The sequence below is a fragment of the Roseobacter sp. genome (genome assembly GCF_039970775.1).
Lineage (GTDB): Bacteria > Pseudomonadota > Alphaproteobacteria > Rhodobacterales > Rhodobacteraceae > Roseobacter.
In genome coordinates this window covers 1-23,315 of the sequence record NZ_JBDVLG010000048.1, presented here as the reverse complement: position 1 = coordinate 23,315, position 23,315 = coordinate 1, and the positions used below count along the sequence as shown (strand labels likewise).

The window sequence follows — 23,315 nt, the reverse complement described above, 5'->3', positions numbered from 1 at the left end:
GTCACAGACGGGCGAAAGGATGAGCGCGTCACCTTCCCTCCGCCGGTGTTAACCGGTTCAGGTTCTACGGGTCCGCGCCTGCGCACATCTCAGCCAAAAAGGCCCCCCGAGGTGATGAAATAGCTAACGGTGACATGTGGGATTGGCAAGAGATAAGCTCTTGAGAGCACGGGCGCGTGCCGCTAAGCACCCTTGCAAAGGAGCATGCCCATGTCGATCAACAGTTTTGGCCATCTTTTTCGGGTGACAACCTGGGGCGAAAGCCACGGGCCTGCGCTGGGCGCGACGGTTGACGGGTGCCCGCCGGGTGTGGAAATCGACGAGGCGATGATCCAGCAGTGGATGGACAAGCGCAAACCGGGCCAGAACAAATACACCACGCAACGGCGCGAAGCTGACGAGGTGCGGATCCTGTCGGGGGTGTTTGAAGGCGTGACCACCGGGACACCCGTGCAGCTGATGATCAAAAACACCGATCAACGGTCAAAGGATTACGGCGACATCAAAGACAAATTCCGCCCCGGACATGCAGACATTACGTATTATCAGAAATACGGCATCCGCGATTATCGCGGCGGCGGGCGGTCAAGCGCGCGCGAAACGGCAGCGCGTGTTGCGGCGGGCGGGCTTGCGCGCGCAGCGATTGCGGCGCTTGCCCCGGGCGTTGAGATCACGGGTTACATGACGCAGATGGGCCCACATCAGATTGACCGCGATAGGTTCGATTGGGATCAGATCGCGCAGAACCCGTTTTGGGTGCCGGATGCGCAGGCCGCGGGCGATTGGGCCGCGTATTTGGATGGGCTGCGCAAATCGGGCAGTTCGGTGGGCGCGATTATCGAAGTTGTTGCGCGTGGCGTGCCCGCGGGGTTGGGCGCACCGGTTTACGGCAAGTTGGACACCGATCTGGCCGCCGCGATGATGAGCATCAACGCCGTCAAGGGTGTGGAGATCGGCGAGGGCATGTCGGCCGCCATGTTGACCGGCGAACTGAACGCCGATGAAATCACCATGGGGCCGGATGGGCCTGTTTATTCGTCCAACCATTCGGGCGGTGTTTTGGGGGGGATCAGCACCGGCCAAGACATCGTTGTGCGGTTTGCCGTCAAGCCGACATCTAGTATTTTGACCACCCGCCGCACCATCACCAAAGCCGGCGAGGACACCGAGATTATCACCAAGGGCCGGCACGACCCGTGCGTGGGTATTCGCGCCGTACCCGTGGGCGAGGCGATGATGGCCTGTGTGCTGCTGGACCATTTGTTGCTGCATCGCGGGCAGGTTGGCGCCAACCGCGGCCAGATCGGTTAACCCTCCCGACACGTCGCTTGATCTTTGCTGGGCAGAGGCGCACAGAGAGCGCATGGCCCAAGATTTGACCCAACACAAACCGGGCCGCGCAATCGCTCTTAAGCTCTGCGCGGTCTTTCTGTTCATGGTGATGGCTGCGATCATCAAGACGGTGTCAGGCGCGGTCCCCCCCGGCCAGGCGGTGTTTTTCAGGTCGCTTTTTGCCATACCGGTCATCGCCGTGTGGCTGGCGCAACGTGGGCAACTGCGCGACGGGCTGATCCCGTCCAATCTGGTGGGCCACATCTGGCGGGGGATATTCGGGACGTCGGCCATGGCGTTGACCTTTGCGGGGCTGGGGTTGCTGCCGCTGCCCGAGGTTACCGCGATTGGGTATGCCACGCCCATGTTCGCGGTGATCTTTGCCGCGATTTTCTTGGGCGAACGGGTCCGACTTATCCGCCTGTCGGCTGTTGCGTTGGGGTTGGTCGGCGTGTTGATCGTGATCGCGCCACGGCTGAGCGTGAACGCAGGCCACGTCTCGCAGGCGGCGACGGTGGGCGCGTTGATGGTGCTGATCGCGTCTATTTCGCGCGCGATGGTGCAGATCCATGTGCGCCGCCTTGTGCAAACGGACCACACCGCCGCTATTGTCTTTTATTTCTCAGCGACCGCCAGCGTTTTGGCGTTGCTGTCTGCGCCAATCGGGTGGGTCATCGACCATCCGTCGCTTGTGTGGGTTTGGCCCGAACAGTCGGTGGTTGTGTTGTTGATTACCGCAGGGGTGGTGGGGGGCATCGCGCAAATCATGGTGACGTCATCCTACCGTTTCGCAGGCGCCTCAATGCTTGCGCCCTTCGACTATGCCTCGATGATCTTTGCCAGCATCATCGGTTATGTGGCCTTTAGCGAAGCCCCCACAGGCCCGATTTTGTTTGGTTCGGCCCTTGTCATTTCGGGCGGCATCCTGATTATCTGGCGCGAACGGCAGCTGGGGGTCGATCGCAGCAAATCAAAGCCCAATCAAACCCCGCCCGGCGCACCCTGACACGAAGGAAAACAGATGTCTGACAGCGAGCAGCACAAAGAGAAAATGAAATCGGTGCAGGCCAAACAGCGCGCCAAAGTCGCTGAAGCCCAAGACCCCGGACGCGGGCTGGTTTTGGTGCACACAGGCAAGGGCAAGGGCAAATCGTCCAGTGCTTTTGGGGTGGTGATCCGCGCGCTGGGGTGGAAGCAAAAGGTGGGCGTTGTGCAGTTCATCAAAGGCAAATGGATCACTGGCGAAAAGCGGTTTTTCGACCAGTTGGGCGATGTGACCTGGCATACGATGGGCGAAGGGTTCACCTGGGACACACAAGACCGCGACCGCGACATTGCTGCAGCTCAGGCCGCCTTTGCCAAGGGCGCGCAGATGATGCAAAGCGGCGATTATGATCTGATCGTGCTGGACGAAATCAATATCGCGCTGCGTTATGAATATCTGGATGTGAACGAGGTCATTGACACCCTGAAAGGCCGTGATGATCGCACCGGGGTGATCCTGACTGGGCGGGATGCCAAACCCGAACTGATGGAGTACGCCGATCTGGTGACCGAAATGACCGAGGTCAAACACCCGTTTCAGGCCGGTATCAAAGCGCAACGCGGCGTGGATTTTTAACCTTTTGTCCCCTAACCGCGCAGCATGCCACCCAAGGCGGGTGACATGTCTGTGCAACGTCTCGGGCCGTTATAGTTTGGTGCCCTTTGGGTCCAGCGTCACGGCGTAAAGTTCGGTGTTGGCGCGGTCCATCAAGCGCACTGTCATTTGTTGGGTGCGCCCGTCGATGTCCACGAGACCAAAGAACTGCAACCCCATCGATGGCGGCAGGTTAACCCCCTGTTCGGGCGTGGGCGCTTTGACGTATTTCACCTGCGGACCAAAGGTCATATCCATGTCGTTTGGCCCAAAGGTGCCCGCATGCAAGGGCCCGGACACAAATTCCCAAAAGGGCTCAAAATCCTGAAACTGCGCCTTGTCAGGGTTGTAAAAATGCGCTGCCGTATAGTGGACATCGGCGGTAAACCACACGGTATTGTCGATCTTTGCCGCCTTGATGAACCGCAGCAATTCCGCGATCTCCAATTCACGGCCCTTGGCGGCACCGCTGTCGCCGTTGGCCACCGCTTCTTGTCCGCCGCCCACAACCAGCCCGATCGGCATGTCGCAGGCGATGACCTTCCACGTGGCGCTTGAAGCGCTAAGTTCCCGTCGAAGCCACGCCATCTGGTCAGGGCCCAAAATGCGCGCTGCATCTGTCAGTTCTGTCTGCATGTTGTCGCTGTTGGGGCCACGATAGCTGCGCAAATCCAAGAAAAACACATCCAACATCGGGCCATAGTTGATCTTGCGATATACGCGGTTCGGTTCTGTGGGGGTGATCCGCAGGGGCGTCATTTCGTGAAAGGCGCGGGTGGCGCGGGCTTGCAACATATGCACGGATTTTTCAGTGTACCGATCATCCGCCATCAGGTCTTTGCTGTCAGACCAGTTGTTGACCACCTCATGGTCATCCCACTGCATAAACGTGGGCACATGGGCGTTCATCGCGCGGACGTGGTCATCCAGCATGTTGTATTTCCACTGGCCGCGAAACTCATCCAACGTTTCCGCCACTTTGCGTTTGTCATCAGTCAGAACGGTATTTTTCCAGATGACCTGACCGTCTTTTTCGACCTCATCGGTCATCGGCCCGTCAGCATAGATTGTGTCGCCCGAATGGATGAAGAAATCGGGGCTGTGCTGCGCCATGGTGGCGTAGGTCGCCATGCCGTCGTCATCAATGCCCCACCCTTGCCCCGCAGTATCGCCGGACCACGCAAACCGGATGTCGCGCCGCGTGCTGGGCGCCGTACGGAACCGTCCGGTGATGGGGGCAGACAACACACTGGTCTCGCTGAGATCGGCGGCGGTAAACCGGTAGAATATGTCCTGATCCGATGGCAGCCCCGCCACCAGACGCTTGATGCTGAAATCACTGGCTGGCAGCGCATCCATCGATGCCAATTGGCGCGCATGGGCAAAGCTCTCGGTGGTCGAGACCTCCATTCTTATACGCGCCGGGCGGTCTGTGCGGGTCCAGATCATGCCCGAAGACAGATCCACATCGCCCGATTGCACCCCGTGGGTGAACACGGGCCGTGATGCCGCCCGGCTGAGATTGGGCAGTGCGAGGCTGGTGGCAAATGCGGCAGATCCGGCAAGAACGGCGCGGCGGGTCGGGCGGGTGTAACGTGGCATCGGGTGCTCCATGTGGCAGGTTCGTGACCGCCCCATGAAGCCCTGTTTGTATGACACCCGCCTGACACTCGTGTAACGGGTGCCTCACATTTCCATGACAAATCGCACAACTGCCACGGTCACTGGCGCGGGTCGGTTAGGCCCGCACAAGCTTCTCATAACTTTCGGCGATCTCGCGGGTGATGCTACCCACCTCAAAGTTATAGGTGCCGATCTCGCCCACAGGCGTGACCTCAGCGGCGGTGCCGGTCAGCCAACATTGCTCGAATGTTTCGAGCTCGTCCGGCATGATCACCCGTTCATGTACCTTGATCTGGCGGTCATTTAGCATGCCGATCACGGTTTGCCGGGTCAGCCCGTTCAGGAAACAATCGGCGGCAGGGGTGTGCACTTCGCCGTCTTTGACGAAAAAGATGTTCGCACCCGTCGCCTCGGCCACATAGCCGCGATAATCCATGAACAAGGCATCCGAACACCCTTTGGCTTCGGCGGCATGTTTGGATGTTGTGCAGATCATATAGAGACCCGCCGCCTTGGCGTGCACGGGGATGGTTTCGGGGCTGGGGCGTTTCCATTTGGCGATGTCCAGCTTGGCCCCTTTGAATTTGGCGTCACCGTAATAGCTGCCCCATTCCCACGCGGCGATGGCCAAATGCACCGGGTTGCGTGCAGACGCGACGCCCATGTCTTCGCCGGCTCCACGCCATGCCACGGCACGGACGTAGGCGTCCGTCAGGCCGCTGGCCGTTAGGATCTGTTGTTTGGCGGCTTCGATTTCATCAACCGTATAGGGGATCTGAAAGTCCAATTCACCCGCCGAAAAATGCAACCGTTCGGAATGCTTACGGCTCAGGAAAATCTTGCCGTTATACGCGCGTTCGCCTTCGAAAACAGACGACGCATAGTGCATGGCATGGCTCAGGACGTGGATGTTGGCGGCGCGCCAATCGACCAATTGGCCGTCCATCCAAATCATTCCGTCGCGGTCATCATAAGCGCCTGCCATCGTCTTTCCTTTCCGAGGTCTGCAAAATATTTCCAAAAGTTGCGCTGAATATGTCCGTTACGGTCATAAAGTTGCGCAAAAGATGAGATTCGATAGCCGTTACATCTTGGAATGTCAACAACGCTGACATATGGTGTCGATCAAAGTTTAACAGATGTTTGGGGCACGCGATGGCAGACGGGCGCAGCACTTTGGTGCACAGCGGCGAGAACCTTTTGTTTTTGACCGACGAACAACTGCGGCAAAGCATGGAAGCGATGTTTTTTGCGTATCGAGGTTTCACCGCAGACCCTGACCGTATTTTGTCAGATATGGCCTACGGGCGCGCGCATCACCGCGCTATCTACTTTATCAACCGCGCGCCGGGAACAACGGTCAACAACTTGCTCAACATCTTAGGTGTCACAAAACAGTCGCTGAACCGTGTATTGCGCACGTTGATTGAGGATGGTCTGGTTGAAAGCAATGTCGGAAAGGTCGATAAGCGCGAACGCCACCTGTTTTTGACCAAGTCAGGGCATGAGCTGGAACAAACCTTGTCGGATGCGCAGCGCGCGCGGATGAGGATGGCGTTTCGAGACGCGGGGCCGGAGGCGGTTTCGGGGTTTCGGCATGTGTTGGAGGCGATGATGGATCGAGAAATGCGCGCGGCATATAAACGACTGAGGGACACCTGAACATGAGCGACATGGATGCCCACCTGCTGATTGTGGATGACGACGAACGGATCCGGACGCTGTTGCAAAAGTTCCTGATGCGCAATGGGTTTCTGGTGACGGCCGCCCGTGACGCGGCGCACGCGCGCCGGATCCTGTCAGGGTTGGATTTTGACCTGATCGTGTTGGATGTCATGATGCCCGGCGAGGACGGTCTGGAGCTGACGAAATCCCTACGAGAGACCCGTGCGGTTCCGATTTTGCTGCTGACGGCAAAGGGCGACACCGGCAACCGGATCGAGGGGCTTGAGGCGGGGGCCGATGATTATCTGGCGAAACCGTTTGAACCCAAAGAGCTGCTGCTGCGGATCAACGCCATACTGCGCCGTATGCCCGACGCACCCGCCGATCAGGCCACGCCCAAGGTTCTGGGTTTGGGTGGTATCCGGTACGACATGGAACGTGGCGAGATGTGGCAGGGCGAAGACCTTGTGCGGCTGACCGCCACCGAAATGCAGCTGATGAAGATTTTTTCTGCTGAATGTAACGCGCCGATTAGCCGGGCCAAATTGGTCGAAGAACTGGGGCGGGATCGTGGCCAGGCCCAAGAACGGGCTGTCGATGTGCAGATCACCCGGTTGCGCCGCAAGATCGAAGAAGACCCCAAACAGCCCAGATACCTGCAAACGGTGCGGGGTGCCGGGTATATGTTGGCCCCGGATTAAGCTGGGAATGCACCCGCCTTGGGCTGGCGTATAGGTGTGAAACCAATTAAAACCGCCGCAACACACAGACAGGATATATGCCGCCATGACCGACGCCCCCGCACAAGACATGAGTTTTGAACACGCCATGGCCGAGCTTGAAAAAGTGTTGGGCCAGTTGGAACGCGGCGATGTGGCATTGGACGAGAGCATCGCGTTGTACGAACGCGGCGCGGCGCTGAAGGCCCGGTGTGAAGCCAAGTTGAAAGAGGCCGAAGAAAAGGTCGCGGCGATCACCCTTGATGGCGATGGCGCCGCAGTGGGGACCAAACCGGTCGAAGGGCTCTGACCATGTTTGCCGATCGCCTGAGCGCGGATGCTCGGGCCATTCAACAGCATTTAGATACGGTTCTGGGGGCGCTGTCTGACCAGCCGGTGGTGCAGGCGATGGCGCATGCGACCCATGGCGGCAAACGGTTGCGCGGGTTTTTGGTGCTGGAAAGCGCGCGGCTGCATGGGGTCGGCGCATCGCAGGCGATCTGGCCCGCGACCGCCATCGAAGCGTTGCATGCCTATTCGCTGGTACATGATGATTTGCCCTGCATGGATGACGACGACCTGCGCCGGGGCCACCCCACGGTGCACCGCAAATGGGACGAGGCGACCGCTGTTTTGGCCGGCGATGCGTTGCAAACGCTGGCGTTTGAACTGGTCACCCGCCCAGACACCAGCCCCACCGCCGAGATCCGCGCCGATCTGGCGTTGCGGTTGGCGCGGGCCAGTGGCGCGCAGGGGATGGTTCTGGGGCAGGCGCTTGATATTGCGGCAGAAACCGCAGATGTGCCGCTGACGTTAGAGGGCATCACCCATTTGCAACGCGGCAAAACCGGCGCGCTGATCGAATGGTCCGCAACGGCGGGGGCTGTGCTGGGTGGCGCGGACCCTAGTGCGTTGCAATCTTATGCCCGTGCATTGGGGTTGGCGTTCCAGATTGCGGATGATGTGTTGGACGTCACCGGCGACAGTGCCGCGGTGGGCAAGGCTGTTGGCAAAGATGCCGACGCCGGTAAGGCGACATTCGTCTCGCTTTTGGGTCTGGATGCGGCCCGCGCGCGGGCTGCGGCCCTGGTAGAAGACGCCTGCGACAGCCTGACGGTTTACGGGGCACAGGCAGATATCCTAAAAGAAGCGGCGCGTTTTGTCGTTTCGCGTAGGCATTGAGAGGGCCCGATGAGCGCAGACCGACCCGATACCCCGCTGCTGGACACGATCCAACGCCCGGCTGATATGAAATCTCTGTCGGATGGGCAGTTGACGCAGCTGGCCCATGAATTGCGCTCCGAAACCGTATCGGCGGTGTCTGTCACGGGCGGGCATCTTGGTGCGGGGCTTGGGGTGGTCGAACTGACGGTCGCCCTGCATGCGGTGTTTGACACCCCCCGCGACAAGGTAATTTGGGATGTCGGGCACCAATGCTATCCGCATAAAATCCTGACGGAACGTCGCGACCGTATCCGCACACTGCGCATGAAGGACGGCCTGAGCGGGTTCACCAAACGCAAAGAATCACCCTACGATCCGTTTGGCGCGGCCCATAGTTCGACGTCGATCTCTGCGGCATTGGGGTTCGCCGTTGCGCGTGATCTGGGTGGCGTGATCCCCGAAGGGTTGGGGGATGCGATTGCCGTGATCGGTGACGGCTCCATGAGCGCGGGCATGGCCTATGAGGCGATGAACAACGCAGGCCACCTTGGCAAACGGTTGATCGTGGTCCTGAATGACAACGAGATGTCCATCGCCCCGCCCACCGGTGCGATGTCGAGTTATCTGAGCAGACTGTATGCCGAAGAACCGTTTCAGGATTTCAAAGCGGCCGCCAAAGGTGCCGTGAGCCTGCTGCCCGGACCCTTCCGTGAGGGGGCGAAACGCGCCAAAGATATGCTCAAGGGTATGGCCGTTGGTGGCACGCTGTTTGAACAGCTTGGGTTTTCGTATCTGGGGCCGATTGACGGTCACGACATGGATCAGCTGTTGCCCGTTATGCGCACGGTCAAGGCGCGCGCAACTGGGCCGATCCTGATCCATGTGCTGACCAAAAAGGGCAAAGGATACGCCCCCGCAGAAACTGCGCGTGACAAAGGCCATGCCACCGCGAAATTCGACGTGGTGACGGGCAAACAGAAAAAGGCGCCATCCAACGCGCCCAGCTATACCGGCGTTTTTGCGGAAAGCCTGCTGCAGGAAGGCACCGACGACGATAAGATCTGCGCGGTCACGGCTGCGATGCCAGATGGCACGGGTTTGAACCTCTTTGCCGAACGCTACCCAAGCCGGTGCTTCGATGTGGGGATCGCAGAGCAACATGGCGTGACATTTGCGGCGGCACTGGCTGCGGGCGGGATGAAACCCTTTTGCGCGATGTATTCGACATTTTTGCAGCGCGGCTATGACCAAGTTGTGCATGACGTGGCGATCCAGCGCCTTCCGGTGCGGTTTGCTGTTGATCGTGCGGGCCTTGTGGGGGCTGACGGGGCGACCCATGCGGGGTCTTTTGACATTGGGTTTCTGGCGAACTTGCCGGGGTTTGTCGTTATGGCTGCCGCAGATGAGGCCGAGCTAAAGCACATGGTGGCCACCGCCGCCGCCCATGATGACGGCCCCATTGCATTCCGCTTTCCACGGGGCGAGGGGCAGGGTGTTGACATGCCAGACCGCGGCATCCCGCTGGAAATCGGCAAGGGGCGGATCATGGCAAAAGGCGCCCGCGTGGCGCTGCTGTCGTTTGGCACGCGTTTGGGCGAGGTCCAAAAAGCCGCCGAAATGTTGGGCGCGCGCGGGATCAATCCAACTGTGGCCGATGCGCGGTTCGCCAAGCCGCTGGACCGCGATTTGATCTTGCAGTTGGCCGCAGATCACGAGGCCTTGATCACCATCGAAGAGGGTGCCGTGGGTGGTTTTGGCAGCCACGTTGCGCAGCTGTTGGCAGATGAAGGCGTGTTTGATAGCGGCCTGAAATACCGCTCAATGGTGCTGCCGGATACGTTCATTGATCAGGCCAGCCCCGCAGACATGTATGCGGATGCGGGCATGAGCGCGGCGCAGATCGAAGGCAAAGTCCTAGACGCGTTGGGCATTGCGCAGATCGGCGAAGCCCGCGCGTAACGCAGGGGTCAACCGCCGGTTTCGTCTTGCAACAGCGCTTTGAGGCCAGTGCGATAGTCGGGGTATATCAGGTCTACGCCCAATTCGTCCTTGATCAGGTCATTTCTGACCTTCTTGCTTTCGGCGTAAAAACTGCGGGCCATTGGGGTCATATCGGCGGTCTCAAAATCCACTTCTGGGGGTAGAGGCGTGCCCAAAAGTTCGGCTGCATAGGCGATGACGTCCTGCGGTGGGGCGGGATCATCATCGCATAGGTTATAGATCGCGCCGGGGTTTGGCCGTGCCAGCGAGGCCGCCAGCACTTGCGCAATATCCGCGACGTGGATGCGCGAAAACACCTGCCCCTCTTTGATGATCCGCCGCGCCGTGCCATTGCGCACTTTGGCGAAAGGGCCGCGTCCGGGGCCATAAATGCCCGCCAATCGAAAGATATGCAGGTTGAGACCCGCAATCGCCTGCCATTCGGTTTCGGCTGCAACGCGTGCCTGACCGCGTTTGGTCGAGGGCGTCAAGGGGGATGTCTCGTCAACCCAACCGCCCGCATGGTCGCCGTAAACACCGGTGGTGGATAGATATCCAACCCACTTTAGCCGCGCGGCCGCCGCCGAGATCGCATCGCGCAATGTCCCCAGAACCGGATCCCCATCCGCGCCGGGCCCCGCCGAGACCAACACAGCATCAGCGGCATCCAAGGCCGGTTGCATATCTGCGCCGGGCCATACGATGGCCTCAACACCTGTGGCCGAAATATCGCGCGCTTTGTCGGCGCTGCGCGTGGTGCCAATGATCCGCCAGCCTTGCTGTTGCAGTTTTGGGGCAAGCGCACGGGCGCTAAACCCGTGCCCAAATGAAAGAAGCGTTTTGGTCATGCCCCTAAGGTGGGTCATGTCTGGGTGGGGTTCAAGATGCTGGCTGCCGTTAGGCGTGGTCTAATTCTGCGCCCCACACTTTAGAGACATGTTGGCACCCAAGGGGCGGGCGTTTCAGGTGGCGCAAAAGCGCGGCATCCACTGGGCAATTCCCTTAATTTTAACGAGTTGCTTAGGCGTTTGGTGAGACATTTCAGATATGCAGGCTCGGGGAAAGTGGGTAGGTATATGAATTTACGCGTTAGAAGTGTCACGGCGGATTCCGTTCTTCGCCACGCGATGCCGCTGGCATTGCTCTTGATCTGTTTTCAGACGTTTCCGCAACTTCTTGTGTCGGTCTCGATATCAGAAGTGTTTGACCTGATCGGGGCCTTGCCCGTCTGGACGTGGCTGACCGCGATCACCTTTACAACGGCCAGTTTTTATTTTGTGGGGCAGTATGATGTCTTGGCAAAGCGCCATCTTCACCTGCCGGGGGCAGAAAACCGGTGGCGCCAAAATGGTATGATTTCCGTCGCCTTGTCACAGCTTTTGGGGTTTGGGTTGATCACCGGCAGCCTTGCCCGGTACCGGTTGAACCCAGGGCAGGGTGTGTTGCGTGCAGGGCAAGTGACCGCGTTTGTCACAGTGTTTTTCCTGATTGGTATGGTGTTCGTGACGGCGCTGGCGGTGTTGATTTCTGGCATGGTGGTTGGCCGGGCCGTCGGTCTGGCGGTTTTAACGGGGCTTGTCGGTGTCGTCTTGTGTTTGGGCGTCTTGCGCCCGCGCATCCGCTTGTGGACCAAAGAGATCACCATCCCCGCGTTGCCCGCAATGGTCGCATCTGTCGTTTGGGCGGCGGCTGATGTGTTGATGGCAGCCATCGCATTTTACGTTCTTTTGCCGGTGGGCGTCGAACTAGGTTTTTTCACGTTCTTACCAGTATTTTGTATCGCACTCGCGGCAGGCATCGTGTCTGGCGTCCCCGGTGGGGTGGGCCCGTTTGAGGTCGTCTTGCTAGGCCTCACCGCGCCACATTTGCCAACGCACATTGATCAAACGAGCCTTTTGACGGCGATATGCGGGTTTCGTGCTGTGTATTACGTTTTGCCCGCCCTGATCGCGGCTGTCTTTGTGTTGCGCTCGCCTGCAGCCGCGCCAGAGGCTCCAGCGGTGTCGCCCACCGTTTCCCTTAGCAAAGCCCCCCGCGCCGAAGCAGGGGTGATCGCGCAAAACGGTGGCCATATGGTGGCTTTGCCCTCAGGGGGCGGTGCATTTTGGCCTGCAGGCAACAGCCTTGTATCGTTGTTTGACCCCTATGCGGCGCCGGGGCCCGAATGGGTCCAAGACTTCAAACATCACGCCCGGTCGCGCAATCTGATACCATTTATGTACAAATGTTCTGCCCGATACGCGGTTGCCGCGCGGCGCGTAGGCTGGAATGTCGTGCATGTTGCCAATGATGCCATGCTGGCGCCCATGTCGTTCGATCTTGATGGGGCAAAGCGCGCAGGGTTACGCCGTAAGCTACGCAAGGCTGCCAAAGCAGGCGTCGTGGTGGGGCCGTTCAGGCATGGCCAATTCGACGATCTTGCTCAGGTCGACAGGGCTTGGCAGGCGCGATCAGGGGGGGCACGCGGCGGCACCATGGGGCGGTTTTGCGGCAGGTATCTGGCCACTCAACGGGTTCTTGTGGCGCAGGTAGATGGTCGTCCGGTTGCGTTTATCACCCTGCACACCGGCCAAACGGAATGGGCGCTTGATCTGATGCGGGATACGCCCGACGCGCCTGACGGAACGATGTATCTTTTGGTGCATGAAGCCATAAAATTGGCGGCGCAAGCGCGGATCCCAAAGATGTCATTGGCCGCCGTCCCCGCCAAAGCCAAAGCGGTGGAGGGCACCTGGTCAAAACCATTGAACTACATGCGCGGGAAATGGGCCGCCAAGGGGTTGCACCAGTTCAAAGCGTCATTCGCGCCCGAATGGATGCCGCTCTACATGGCGGCACCTTGCAAGGTTGAGCTGTGTATTGGCGCAATGGATGTGCTCCGGGAGGTGCTGAGGCCAAAGGCGGTACAATCAAGCCCACCAGACCCCATGCCTCAAGAAAAGGCGGGATCAGGCCAGACAGCATGAATCAGCGGTGTCATTTACGCAGGTAAGTATAATGGACCCGCTACATCAGGTGGCCTACCGAAATCATGGGCGGCTAAGATGGCCCGCAAGACCTGCCCGCCGCTGTTTATAGAATGAGCATAGAGAGAAGTGTCTGCAGTTCATCGTTGGACACGGGTTTGGTCAGCAACGGCGTGTTGGGGAATTGCAACGGCAATTCAGAGTGTTCGCTGTAACCGGATACAAAAAGAAACGGAACACCAAGTTCGGTGAGCTTTTTCGCAACCTCGACACTGTTTTGATCTTTGCCTAGGTTGATGTCCAACACACCCAAAGACACCTTGTCTTCCTCCAGAAAATCGAGCGCATCTGCCACGTTGGAAAAGACCTCAACGACAGGTGCGCCGAACTCCAAAATCTGGTCCTTCATTTCGCGCGCGATAATGAAGTTGTCTTCAAGGATTAGCACCGGTGCTGTCAGTTTTTCGCCCGCAAACCTGTGCTGCTGTTGCGCCAAAACCGTCGGTTTGGGGGCCCGGTTCCCAATGGGGGCCTCGTCGTCGAAATGGCGATCGGGAACCCAAAATTCGGCCAACACCCCATCATCTTCGTATGTAAGCTGTGCGGTCCCTGCGAATTCATGCGGAAAGGCTTGTTCAATCATTGCTGTTCCAAAACCGGTGTCGCCGGGAGTGCTGACTTGTGGCCCACCGGTTTCCTTCCAGGAAATGTGCAGTCCGCCGTCTCCTGGGGAGAGCGTGATGTTGACCCGACCGGTGTCGGCCACGAGTGCCCCATATTTTGCAGCGTTCGTGGATAGTTCGTGCATCACCAAAGAGAAAATAGGCGCGATGTCAGGGCGCAGATTCCGATCAGACCCATGGATGACAATTTTGTGCTCGGCACCGCCGTAGGGTTCGAATTCTTGACCAATGAGGGTGCACAACGAGATCGGGTCGACAAGGGAGCCTTCGCTCAACTCGTGCGAAGCGGCGAGCGCACGAATACGGCTTTCCATTGCGGTGGCGTAGCTGTCAACCGACCCATAGCGCCTCCGCGCCTGCCGCGATACTGACCGCACAAGTGCAAGAATATTGCGCACCCGGTGGTTCAACTCGTCGATCATCAAAGACTGCTGCCGGTTCATCTTGTTCAGCAACATTTGGGTTTCTGATGCATCCAGCAGGGTGCGCACATGGCGCGCAAAATAGACGTCGTCTTCGGACCAGGCGATGCATGTCCCGCGTACCTTTTCTAAGAAGGTCGAAAAAGAGCCGCGGGGTGACAGACGTAAGGGGCCGCTTACAGGCCCGGCTATTTTTTCGGGGCTTCCAGCCCATGCAATGTTGCGGGTCACCTCGTTGCGAAAGACACAAATAGCCTTGGTGTCGGAAGCCTTTATGACCAATGCGCCTGCGCATCCCCGCAGGGTGTGTTGAAGGTCTGGAAAGACATTGCCCAATGTTTCGGTTGTAATCGCATCGTCGTCTTGGGCGTTAGCCCAAGGGAGTATTTCCTTGAGCAGCGCTGGATCCGGGACGTCGCCAAAGGTGGATATCCGGTCTCCATTGATCGAGGCGATGCCGTCAGCGCCGATGTTTTTTAAAATGCGCGGCGCGATTTCAGCGATCCCCATTTCCGCCCCGTTAGTTTGTTTTTTCGTGTTGACCAGAGTGGAATCGAGCATGCGGATACGGCCTAAGGTATCTTTCTGTCTCAATGTCAGCAGTTTGGAGGAAAACAACGGAACAAAACGAGCCAAGAGATCTCGCATTTTGGGGGGCAAAAGGCGGGGTCTGCGATGGTGCAAAGAGATGATGCCCCAAAGCTTGTCATCGATGGTCACGTTTAACGTCAACGTTGCCTCCGTGCCCATGTTTTTGAGATAGGTCATATGCACTTCGGACACACCGCGGCATGCGGCCTGCGTAATGTCTAATTCGGGCAGATCCGGGGTGGCTTTTTGCAACGGTTGTGGTGTCTGATTGGTGTCATTGATGATCCGAATGGGGATCTGTTTCATGATCTCGCGCGCCTGGCGTGGGATGTCCCAGTGGGGGAACCGCAACCCCAGATAGGGTGGCATTGAGGCACGTTGACGTTCGGCGATTACCTCACCGTTGAAATCCAAGTCAAAGCGATAGATCAACACACGGTCAAACCCGGTCATATGGCGGATCAGATCGACAGATACCTCAAATAGCTCTTCTTGGCTGGTGCAGTTTTGTAGTTTGGGCAGCAGAAAGTTCATCGCAAAAAGCGCATCGCTCTCGCTGAATGTCTCGTCCAGGGCTGGTTCCAATTCGATAACCAGCGCCGTGCCACTGCGAAAGCAATAGAACTCAAAACTATCACGACCAAATTTATAAACACCCAACGACACGCGCTCTTTGTGTAGATCCGTGCGCGAGGCCGCATTGCGCAGTTGGTGCGTGATTTCGCCGCCCAATACGGTTTCAACGGGCTTGCCGAATAGTGCAGCGGGTGCCAATTTTAGGAAGGTCTCGCAGGTGTCGCTGGCATATGTGATTGTGGACAGGTCCGACGAGCACCCGATCAAACAGGCAAAGGGCTGCACGGTTCCGGGGATATGAACCGGTTCCGCCGCACAAGTCTCGAGCGCTTCGTTTACCTGATCTTCTGTGAGTTTTTTGTCCATATGCTCAGGCTCCTTGTGGACAGGACATACGTCTTGTAATAATTTTTAATATGGAAAACGTGTGTAAGGACCGTGCGCGTGGCGTGTCAGGCGCTGTAGTTAATCTAATGTGTGATCTGTTAGCACGCCAGAGGTGGAATGGTGAAATTGGCAGAAAGAGACGCGATGTCAAAAGTTCTTGTGATGGAGGACGATCTGGAACTTAGCTTTGTGCTAAAGAATGGATTGGAGGCCGCCGGATACGAGGTTGTTGTGCGGACGTCTGCCTCGGACGCGATCGAAGAACTGTCGACCGAAACCTATGATATGCTAATTTCTGATATCATCGTGATGAAAGATAGACGATCTGTGCCAGATGGCGGGATTGCGTTGATTGGTTGGGTGCGGCGTTCCAAGAAGTACTGCGAGATGCCGATCATCGTGATTTCTGGCACCTCTGCTTATCCAGGGATGGCCAATATTCTGACAGCGGCCCGGCGGATCGGCGCGGATGTTGCTTTGGAAAAGCCGTTTACCGTTGAGGATTTGCTGTCTGAAATTGATGCGCTAAAGTCACGTGTCGCAGGGGCAGGCGCCTAAGTTTCAATCCTGTTGTTCGCACCTGAATGTTACAAATGCACCAAACCGTACGAAGGTTTGATTGGCGGCGGTGATGACCGTATCGCGAGTTGATGAGGTGCCGCCCGTTGCATCCAGTTGGGTGGTAAGATGGTGCCAAATAGGCGATGCGGTTGGCGTCTCGAAATACGCGCGGGGGGCGTCGGGCAGAACCCGTTTTATGTTGCTCCTCATTTGCCGCGCTCCAAAGCTTGACCCGTGCATAACATAGAGCGCGCCCAGCACTTTGGGGGCAGTATCCAGATAGCTTAGATCAGGCGCTGAGGAGGTTTCGGGCACCGCGCCCAACGCCGTCAGATCGGCGTGCAGGGCCGCGATCGCGCCCCGTACTGATAGGGTGTCATAGCTGCGGGTGCAGGCGCGCGCATGTTCCACCGACAGATAAAATTGGTAATAGGCCGCCAGCAGCCGCGTGTAGTCTTGCAGGTGCAGGGAGGGGGCGATCAGACGGGAAATCCACGCGTGCCGGTGAAGCATTTGGTGGGCGTCATCTGTGGCGGCTGCGATCACCTTGCGGATGGCACCGGGTGCGATCGGGTCGGTCGGCTGCGTGGGGTCTGTTGGAGCAGAGGTGAGATCCGACATGGTGCTTTCCTTGCGGGGCGTCGCATATGGCCAAAATGGTATATCATCCGACAATAGCGGCGATGAGGGGGGTGGAACACCCACAAAAACCTGCCGCCTATGGCCGCGGGTTTTGGTCTCTTCAAAGGAAGGCGGGACAAACCGCGCAGGCAGCTGCGGAACAAAGCCGTATCGTTCCCAATATACGTGAAGAAATGCCTTTGAATGGGCCACGCGCCGTGTATCCTGGGCTGGAGGTTACGGTATGGCAAAGCGCTTGGGTACGACGCATGACTGACCTAGAACTGACGATCCGTGCGTATTTTGATGATCAGGGTTGGCCGGTGCAGCGGCATGAAACGGAACCGCTATTTTGGTTTGATTACGGGACGGATGCAGGGAATTGGACCTGCTTTTTGAGATTTCGCGAAGGCTTAAACCGCGTTTTGATCCATTCAGTGCACCCAGAACAAGCCCCCTTTGAACGCATTGGCGATGTGGCTGAGTTTCTTCACCGGGTGAATTGCCGTCAGGTTGCAGGTGGGTTTGATATCGACATGGGGACAGGCGACATTCGTTACCGCACCAGCGTCGATTTTGGTCGCGCGCTGCCAACGGTCGATCTGTTGGACCCGGCAATCAAGGCGAACCTACTGGCGTATGCGCGCCACAAGGGCGATCACCCACAACCACGCCTTTGACCGCCAAGTAGATGCAAGTCAGGATTGCCGTCAGAGGTATTGGGTACTGCAACCCGGATGGCGATGTCGAAGACCATCACGGCGGTTGGGGGCAACGTCGGTGCGCACTCCCAACCGGATAGGTATTCAGGACGCGCGACGCCGGCGCCAGCCAACGATACCCGCCAACAAGACGACCGTGAGGCCGGCAATTGGCCCCATCGCGGAGCCAATCACAATGGCTTCGTGATGCGCAAAGGCCGGGGTGGCTGTGAATATGGTAACGGCGGGGGCAAGGTGTTTCATTTGGTGTCCTTTCCAAAAGCAGAGTGGTGTTGCAGGAAACTGCGCAAATCGGTGACGTGTTTGGCGTCAATCGATACGTAGATCAGGCCCATATTGGTGCGCTCGGTCACCATTTCGCCGGGGTAAGGCAGATAGTTGAGTTCGCGTGACCCAAAGGAGGGCGAGGCCGTTCCCACCTGCCATTCTGTGGTCAGTTTCACATCAACCAGTTTCATCGAAGGCCCACCGCCCGGCGTGTCGATTTCCAAGGGCACACCGGCGATGCGCAGATACGACATCTTGTCTTTGGCGGCGATAAACCCATCGATGAACTGTTCTGTCAGCACCTGCAATTCGGCGGCGTCGTCGGCCTCGTGCATGTGACTGTGCAGGTGGTCGGGGTGGGCATGGTTGTGGCCGATATGACCGTTCACGATATCATGTGGCATTGGACCACCGCTTTCCTGTGAATTCGCCGTGGGGGATTTCGACGGGCTTGTCGAGGTGCCGTTTATGTTTGCCCATATTGCCCGACGCAACCAGTGACCCCAGCACATCCACGATCACCCGCGTGCCCATCAGGGCGGTGATTTCGGATTGATCATAGGGCGGCGCCACCTCGACCAATTCCATCCCGCAGATGCCTTCTGCGGCAACCTTGGACACCAACGCCAAGGCCTCGCGGGGCAAGAAGCCACCCGGTTCGGGCCAGCCTGTGCCGGGCACAAAGCCACAATCAATGCTGTCGATGTCGAACGACAGATACACCATATCGACCCCGTCCCACGCCATTTCCAGCGCCATTTCGACGGTTTTGTCGATGCCCATCTTTTCCATGTCGCCCATGGTGATGATGTTGGTCTCGCGTTCGCGCGCGACTTTTACGGCCTCGCGGGGGACCTGCCAACCGCCGATACCGATTTGCACCAGATTTTTGGCGGGCACATTTGGCAGGTTGGTCGAATGGAACCACGGGGTGGTGTGCATGCGTTCATCCAGATCCTTTTCCTGAATGTCCGCGTGCCGGTCAAAATGGATGATCCCGATTTTTTTCGACGTACATTCCGCGATCCCGCGTACGCAGGGAAAGCCGATAGAATGGTCCCCCCCGATCATAACCGGCAACGACCCGGAAGACGCTACGTGGCTGACCGCGCGGCTGATTTGGTCAAAGGTTTTTTCGATATTGGCGGGGATGGTGAAGACATCGCCCGCGTCGCACAATGTCATTTGTTCGCGCAGATCGACGCCCATTTCGTAGTTGTAGGGCGTGTAAAGCGCGCTGATCTTACGCACGCCTTGGGGGCCAAACCGCGTACCTGCCCGGTATGTCGTACCGCCGTCAAAGGGAATGCCCAGCACCGTGGCGTCGTAATCTTTGACCTCGGTGACGTCTTCGGCGTAGGGCGCTTTGAGAAATGTATTGATGCCCGCGTAATGGGGCAGCTCACCGCGCGCGAAGGTGGGGATCGATTTGTCCTCGATGCTGTCGGCGCCGGTTAGCCCCATGCGCAGGGCCCATTTCTTTTCCTGCTCCCAGCCGGTTTCGGGCAAGTCGCCTTCGGCTTGCATGGCTTTCCAACCGCGCAGTTTGGTCAGATCGGGGTGGTGGGCGCGCAGGTCCTGCGGGCGGTCATCGGCAGGGTGATGAGAACGCGACCGTTCAGGTGGGTTGAAAAACATGGGTTTCCTCCTTGAGGGTTTGAAAGGGGATGCCGCCATTTCGGGCATCGAAATCGTAGGTGATGGTGGCGCCATAGCGGCTGGGGTCATGCGGATCCCAACGCGGTTTGTCGAAGACCAGAACGCGGTCGCCCAGCTTGAACGCCTCTTCGAGGTCGTGGGTGACCATGAACACCGTCATGCCGGTTTCGGCGCGCAGGTCTTGCAGGAAATCATGCATCGACAGCCGCGTTCCGGGGTCAAGCGCGCCAAAGGGTTCATCCAGCAACAACACCCGCGGCTTGGCGGCCAGCGCTTGACCGATGGCCAGCCGTTGTTGCATGCCGCCCGACAGCGTGGCGGGGTAGTGATCGGCCACGTGGTCCAGCCCGATGCGGGCCAATGTGTCATCGGCGCGGCTACGGGCGGCTGAGCGGTCGGCGCCAAAGAACCGGCCCCATCCAAGGCGCAGGCTTTCGCCCGCCACGATGTTTTCACGCACTGTCAGATGGGGAAACACTGAATACCGTTGAAAGACGATCCCCCGGTCAAGCCCGGGTTCGCGCGCGGGGGTGGCACCGGCAATGCGTATTTCGCCGCGACTGGGCCGTTCCTGCGCCAAAAGCAACCGCAGAAACGTGGATTTGCCGCAGCCAGACGCGCCCACGATAGACAGGAATTCACCCTGATCAGCCTGCAGGTTGACCCGTTCGATGATCGACCGACGGCCGTAGGATTGGAATACGTTAGACACGGTGACAAAGCTCACAGGCTGTCCTCCGCCCACGGAAAGCACCGGCGGGATATGCGCCGCAGCGCCAAATCGACGAGAAATGCCAGCAGTGTGATCCAGATGACGTAGGTTAGGATGACATCCATCGCGAGGTAGCGGCGCACCAAAAATATGCGGTAGCCAAGACCCAGATCAGATGCGATGGCCTCGGCCGCGATCAGGAACAACCACGCGGGCCCCAATGACAGGCGCACCGCCAATATCAGCCGGGGCATCAGTTGCGGTAGCGCCACGCGGATCGCGATCACCCAGCTGGATGCGCCCAAGGTCTGTGCCTTGACGATCAGCTCCGCGGGGATCTCAACGACGCGCTGGCTGAGATCGCGGATCAGGAACGGCAGCGTGCCGACCACGATCAACACGACTTTGGACAGTTCGCCCAAACCGAAGACGATGAATAAAATCGGCAGTAAGGCCAGGGGCGGTATCATCGACAATACGGCAACAAATTGCGCCAGAAAGCTGCGCATCAGAGGGATGAGCCCGATGGCCAACCCAAACACAGCCGCAATAGACGCCGAGATGCCGATGCCGATCGCCAACCGTCGCAAGCTGGCCCAGGTGTCGTGCCAAAACAGGATGCGCCCGCTGCGTCGGTCGGGTTCGGTGATCAACCGCCAGGCGGTGTCCCAGACGGTGCCGGGTGCGGGCAGCAGCTTGTCTGCCGGGTTTTCCGACAGCCTGATGTCTGACCCGATGGCATAGGCCACAAAGGCCAACGCAAAGGGCAACAGCGTCAGGAAAACCGCGAAGGGTCTGCCGGGTTTGAGGTTGATGATACGCATATGGGGGGCTCTGCGCGGTTTTTCCCGCGCAGAACGCTGCCTTTCGATCAGAGCGCGCCGTCGGCGGCCATTTGCATATAGGTCGTGTCAAACCGGAAGGTGACGTTGTTTGCATCGCCGGTTGTGGACCCATCGGGGTAGGCGATGCCGATGAAATCCGCCGACGGTGCGCCTTCGCCCAAGATGCCCTTGTCAAAGAGGAACTCCGCGACGTTGGTCATTGTCGCGGGCAATGCAGCGTCCGTCGTGAAGGCCACAGCATCTGCGGGGGTATAGAACATTTCGGTCGAGGCAAGCTGCGCCTGATAGCCTGCCAAATTGGTGCCCGACGCCTCGGCCATGGCGGTTAAAACGTCTGTGTCGCCCGCAGCCATCAGCCCCATGACCTCGTACCATGCGCCGACTATCGCTTTGCCAAAATCTGGGTTGGCAGCGAGCGTTTCGGTGTTCACGACCATCAGGTCGATGATTTCACCGGGGATGTCGGAGCTGTCAAAGAGCTTCTTGGCGGTTGGGTCTTCGAGGATCGACGACACCAGCGGGTTCCATGTGACGACCGCCTGCACATCGTCGGCGGCAAAGGCCGCGATCATATCCGCGTCAGAGGTGTTGATCACCCCGCCCAGATCCCGTTCTGACAGGCCCACCGTGTCTAACCCACGCGCGAGCAGGTAGTGTGACACCGACAGTTCCACCAGGTTGACGGGCTTATCCGCAAGGCTGGCCAGATCGCCGTCGCCCTTGAGGATCACCGCATCATTTCCGTTGGAATAATCGCCTACAATCAACGCTGTGGTGTCGATGCCGCCACCTGCGGGGATCGACAACGTATCCATGTTGGTGGCTGAAACGCCATCAAATTGACCGGCGGTGTATTGGTTGATCGATTCGACATAATCGTTGATCTGCACGATCTCGACGTCGATGCCGTATTTGTCGGCCCATTTGTCCATGATGCCGCTCTCTTCGAGATAGCCCCACGGCATCCAGCCCACATAGATCGACCATGCGACCTTAAAGTCGGTTTTTTCCTGCGCATGGCCGGATGTTGCAAGGCACAGAGCCATCGCAGTGAATGATATAAGTTTCTTCATCTTCGGTCCCCATTATATGTGTCAAATGGAATGACCGCGTGGAGGGCATAATCGGAGCGCGGGTCAAACCAGCGCAGTAGCCTCCCGGGATTTTGCCCCGCCGTGTACCAACTGGTCTTTCGCCAGATAGCGATATCTCTCGGACCAAACTTTCGAAATCGAAATGGAACCCTAGACATCCTGCAGGGTCCATCAAAGGGGCCCGCGACCGTTGGACCAAGGAAAAACCGCCCAGAGGGGCGGGCAGATGTGTCGTCGTGGCTATTTACTGTGCGAAAATCGGAGCGATTGCCCTAATATCATGCGGTTTGGGCGTGAGCCGAGCCGCAGACGGGACCAAACACCCGCATCTGTGGCATGAGATTCGGCCCGCCGCCCGATGTGATGGAGTGGGTGCCCCTCCCGGCGGCATTGAGATGTGCGAGGCTGGCACTGTTTACAGACCAGAAACTGAGGAGGCGACAATTGGCAAGGCTACAATCATCGGGGTTGATTTGGCAAAGCGCAGTTTTCAGTCGCATGGAGCATCGGCTGATGGCAGTGCTCCATTCCGCAAAAATCTGTCTCGAGCGCAAGTTGTGCTATTTTTTGCATAATTGCCAGTTTGCATGATTGCTATGGAGGGTTACGCAACCGGGCATGATTGGGGAAGCGAGATTGGGGCGCTCGGCCATGAGGTTAAGTTAATATCGCCTATCTATGCGAAGCCTTTCGTCAAACGACACAAGAACGATGCTGCTGATGCCGAAGCGGCCTCACGCCGCCCGATACGAATAATCACCGTGAAAACCCATGAACAGCAAAGTCGGGCGATTTTGTTCCGGACACGTGATCTGCTCCCTCCGCAACGAACGCAGCTGATCAACGCGTTGCGGGCTCATCTCGCTGAGTTTGGCAAGGTCGCACTGAAGGCTGCGACTAATATCAAACGCCTCAGGGAAGTTCTGGAAGATCCTGAGACGTGCTATGGATCTTTCACGGTTTAGTGCCGCTCCCGGTGCTCGTTTAGGGCACCTTGCGTTCGAAAGCGACGGGTTTTTTCCAGCCCAGCGCTGAGTGGCGGCGACCCGTATTGGCGTAGGATCTTTTGTAATCATGCGAACAGCAC

At 58.2% G+C, this 23,315-nt stretch carries 23 protein-coding genes and 2 riboswitches; of the genes, 12 read left to right on the top strand and 11 right to left on the bottom strand.

Features of this window, described 5'->3' with window-relative positions:
• Positions 1-17 precede the first annotated feature (17 nt).
• Positions 18-119: riboswitch (TPP riboswitch) on the bottom strand.
• Positions 120-210: 91 nt separating this feature from the next.
• Genes aroC through cobO form a run of 3 tightly spaced genes read left to right on the top strand, consistent with a single transcriptional unit; the run spans position 211 to position 2,953 of the window.
• On the top strand, positions 211-1,311 hold the full coding sequence (aroC, locus tag ABJH13_RS11685) for a chorismate synthase (RefSeq protein ID WP_348406391.1): 1,101 nt from the start codon (positions 211-213) through the stop codon (positions 1,309-1,311).
• Between the two features lie 52 nt (positions 1,312-1,363).
• Positions 1,364-2,338 (top strand): DMT family transporter, encoded by a 975-nt coding sequence (locus ABJH13_RS11680; RefSeq protein ID WP_348406390.1) that lies wholly within the window; start codon positions 1,364-1,366, stop codon positions 2,336-2,338.
• A 15-nt stretch (positions 2,339-2,353) separates the two neighbouring features.
• Positions 2,354-2,953 carry a cob(I)yrinic acid a,c-diamide adenosyltransferase gene (gene cobO / locus ABJH13_RS11675; protein WP_348406389.1) on the top strand — a complete coding sequence of 200 codons (600 nt, stop codon included), beginning with the start codon at positions 2,354-2,356 and terminating at the stop codon, positions 2,951-2,953.
• Between the two features lie 69 nt (positions 2,954-3,022).
• Here the strand turns inward: cobO and ABJH13_RS11670 are convergent, their stop codons facing one another.
• Entirely contained in the window at positions 3,023-4,573 is a 1,551-nt protein-coding gene (locus ABJH13_RS11670; protein WP_348406388.1) for an alkaline phosphatase D family protein, read from the bottom strand.
• 136 nt (positions 4,574-4,709) lie between these two features.
• Entirely contained in the window at positions 4,710-5,579 is an 870-nt protein-coding gene (locus ABJH13_RS11665) for a branched-chain amino acid aminotransferase (protein ID WP_348406387.1), read from the bottom strand.
• Positions 5,580-5,749: 170 nt separating this feature from the next.
• On the opposite strand from ABJH13_RS11665, the gene ABJH13_RS11660 reads away from it, so the two are divergent.
• The 5 genes from ABJH13_RS11660 (at position 5,750) to dxs (ending at position 10,101) form a co-directional block, all read left to right on the top strand.
• Complete coding sequence (locus ABJH13_RS11660; RefSeq protein WP_348406386.1) at positions 5,750-6,256, top strand: MarR family transcriptional regulator; 507 nt, start codon at positions 5,750-5,752, stop codon at positions 6,254-6,256.
• 2 nt (positions 6,257-6,258) lie between these two features.
• Positions 6,259-6,960, top strand: coding sequence for a response regulator (locus ABJH13_RS11655; protein WP_348406385.1), 702 nt, complete (start codon positions 6,259-6,261; stop codon positions 6,958-6,960).
• An 85-nt stretch (positions 6,961-7,045) separates the two neighbouring features.
• The gene (locus ABJH13_RS11650; protein WP_348406384.1) at positions 7,046-7,288 is read left to right on the top strand and encodes an exodeoxyribonuclease VII small subunit; all 243 of its coding nucleotides are present in this window, start codon (positions 7,046-7,048) and stop codon (positions 7,286-7,288) included.
• Positions 7,289-7,290: 2 nt separating this feature from the next.
• Positions 7,291-8,160 carry a polyprenyl synthetase family protein gene (locus ABJH13_RS11645; protein WP_348406383.1) on the top strand — a complete coding sequence of 290 codons (870 nt, stop codon included), beginning with the start codon at positions 7,291-7,293 and terminating at the stop codon, positions 8,158-8,160.
• Between the two features lie 9 nt (positions 8,161-8,169).
• Positions 8,170-10,101: a 1-deoxy-D-xylulose-5-phosphate synthase gene (gene dxs / locus ABJH13_RS11640; RefSeq protein ID WP_348406382.1), complete on the top strand. Its 1,932-nt coding sequence runs from the start codon at positions 8,170-8,172 to the stop codon at positions 10,099-10,101.
• 8 nt (positions 10,102-10,109) lie between these two features.
• On the opposite strand, the gene ABJH13_RS11635 is transcribed toward dxs, so the two are convergent.
• Complete coding sequence (locus ABJH13_RS11635; protein ID WP_348406381.1) at positions 10,110-10,970, bottom strand: SDR family oxidoreductase; 861 nt, start codon at positions 10,968-10,970, stop codon at positions 10,110-10,112.
• A 228-nt stretch (positions 10,971-11,198) separates the two neighbouring features.
• On the opposite strand from ABJH13_RS11635, the gene ABJH13_RS11630 reads away from it, so the two are divergent.
• The gene (locus ABJH13_RS11630; RefSeq protein WP_348406380.1) at positions 11,199-13,088 is read left to right on the top strand and encodes a phosphatidylglycerol lysyltransferase domain-containing protein; all 1,890 of its coding nucleotides are present in this window, start codon (positions 11,199-11,201) and stop codon (positions 13,086-13,088) included.
• A gap of 106 nt (positions 13,089-13,194) precedes the next feature.
• Here the strand turns inward: ABJH13_RS11630 and ABJH13_RS11625 are convergent, their stop codons facing one another.
• A complete protein-coding gene (locus tag ABJH13_RS11625; RefSeq protein WP_348406379.1) occupies positions 13,195-15,726 on the bottom strand; it encodes an HWE histidine kinase domain-containing protein in 2,532 nt (843 codons plus the stop codon).
• 165 nt (positions 15,727-15,891) lie between these two features.
• Between ABJH13_RS11625 and ABJH13_RS11620 the strand changes: the two genes are divergently transcribed.
• Positions 15,892-16,305 carry a response regulator gene (locus ABJH13_RS11620; protein WP_348406378.1) on the top strand — a complete coding sequence of 138 codons (414 nt, stop codon included), beginning with the start codon at positions 15,892-15,894 and terminating at the stop codon, positions 16,303-16,305.
• Between the two features lie 3 nt (positions 16,306-16,308).
• Here the strand turns inward: ABJH13_RS11620 and ABJH13_RS11615 are convergent, their stop codons facing one another.
• Positions 16,309-16,929 carry a biliverdin-producing heme oxygenase gene (locus ABJH13_RS11615; RefSeq protein WP_348406377.1) on the bottom strand — a complete coding sequence of 207 codons (621 nt, stop codon included), beginning with the start codon at positions 16,927-16,929 and terminating at the stop codon, positions 16,309-16,311.
• Between the two features lie 269 nt (positions 16,930-17,198).
• Here ABJH13_RS11615 and ABJH13_RS11610 point away from each other — a divergent pair, with 269 nt between their 5' ends.
• Positions 17,199-17,609 carry a YbjN domain-containing protein gene (locus tag ABJH13_RS11610; RefSeq protein WP_348406376.1) on the top strand — a complete coding sequence of 137 codons (411 nt, stop codon included), beginning with the start codon at positions 17,199-17,201 and terminating at the stop codon, positions 17,607-17,609.
• 126 nt (positions 17,610-17,735) lie between these two features.
• On the opposite strand, the gene ABJH13_RS11605 is transcribed toward ABJH13_RS11610, so the two are convergent.
• Genes ABJH13_RS11605 through ABJH13_RS11580 form a run of 6 tightly spaced genes read right to left on the bottom strand, consistent with a single transcriptional unit; the run spans position 17,736 to position 22,207 of the window.
• On the bottom strand, positions 17,736-17,894 hold the full coding sequence (locus ABJH13_RS11605; RefSeq protein WP_348406375.1) for an LPXTG cell wall anchor domain-containing protein: 159 nt from the start codon (positions 17,892-17,894) through the stop codon (positions 17,736-17,738).
• Positions 17,891-18,322, bottom strand: coding sequence for a hypothetical protein (locus ABJH13_RS11600; protein WP_348406374.1), 432 nt, complete (start codon positions 18,320-18,322; stop codon positions 17,891-17,893). Before ABJH13_RS11600 ends, ABJH13_RS11605 begins: the two co-directional genes overlap by 4 nt.
• Positions 18,312-19,556, bottom strand: a complete 1,245-nt coding sequence (locus tag ABJH13_RS11595; RefSeq protein WP_348406373.1) for an agmatinase family protein — start codon at positions 19,554-19,556, stop codon at positions 18,312-18,314. The genes ABJH13_RS11600 and ABJH13_RS11595 overlap by 11 nt, the downstream gene beginning before the upstream one ends.
• Positions 19,537-20,304, bottom strand: a complete 768-nt coding sequence (locus tag ABJH13_RS11590; protein ID WP_348406372.1) for an ABC transporter ATP-binding protein — start codon at positions 20,302-20,304, stop codon at positions 19,537-19,539. Before ABJH13_RS11590 ends, ABJH13_RS11595 begins: the two co-directional genes overlap by 20 nt.
• Positions 20,301-21,113, bottom strand: a complete 813-nt coding sequence (locus ABJH13_RS11585; RefSeq protein ID WP_348406371.1) for an ABC transporter permease — start codon at positions 21,111-21,113, stop codon at positions 20,301-20,303. Before ABJH13_RS11585 ends, ABJH13_RS11590 begins: the two co-directional genes overlap by 4 nt.
• Positions 21,114-21,160: 47 nt before the next feature.
• Entirely contained in the window at positions 21,161-22,207 is a 1,047-nt protein-coding gene (locus ABJH13_RS11580; RefSeq protein WP_348406370.1) for a putative urea ABC transporter substrate-binding protein, read from the bottom strand.
• A 79-nt stretch (positions 22,208-22,286) separates the two neighbouring features.
• Positions 22,287-22,393, bottom strand: a riboswitch (guanidine-I (ykkC/yxkD leader).
• Positions 22,394-22,815: 422 nt separating this feature from the next.
• On the opposite strand from ABJH13_RS11580, the gene ABJH13_RS11575 reads away from it, so the two are divergent.
• On the top strand, positions 22,816-23,193 hold the full coding sequence (locus ABJH13_RS11575; protein ID WP_348406369.1) for a hypothetical protein: 378 nt from the start codon (positions 22,816-22,818) through the stop codon (positions 23,191-23,193).
• The last annotated feature ends 122 nt before the right edge of the window (positions 23,194-23,315 follow it).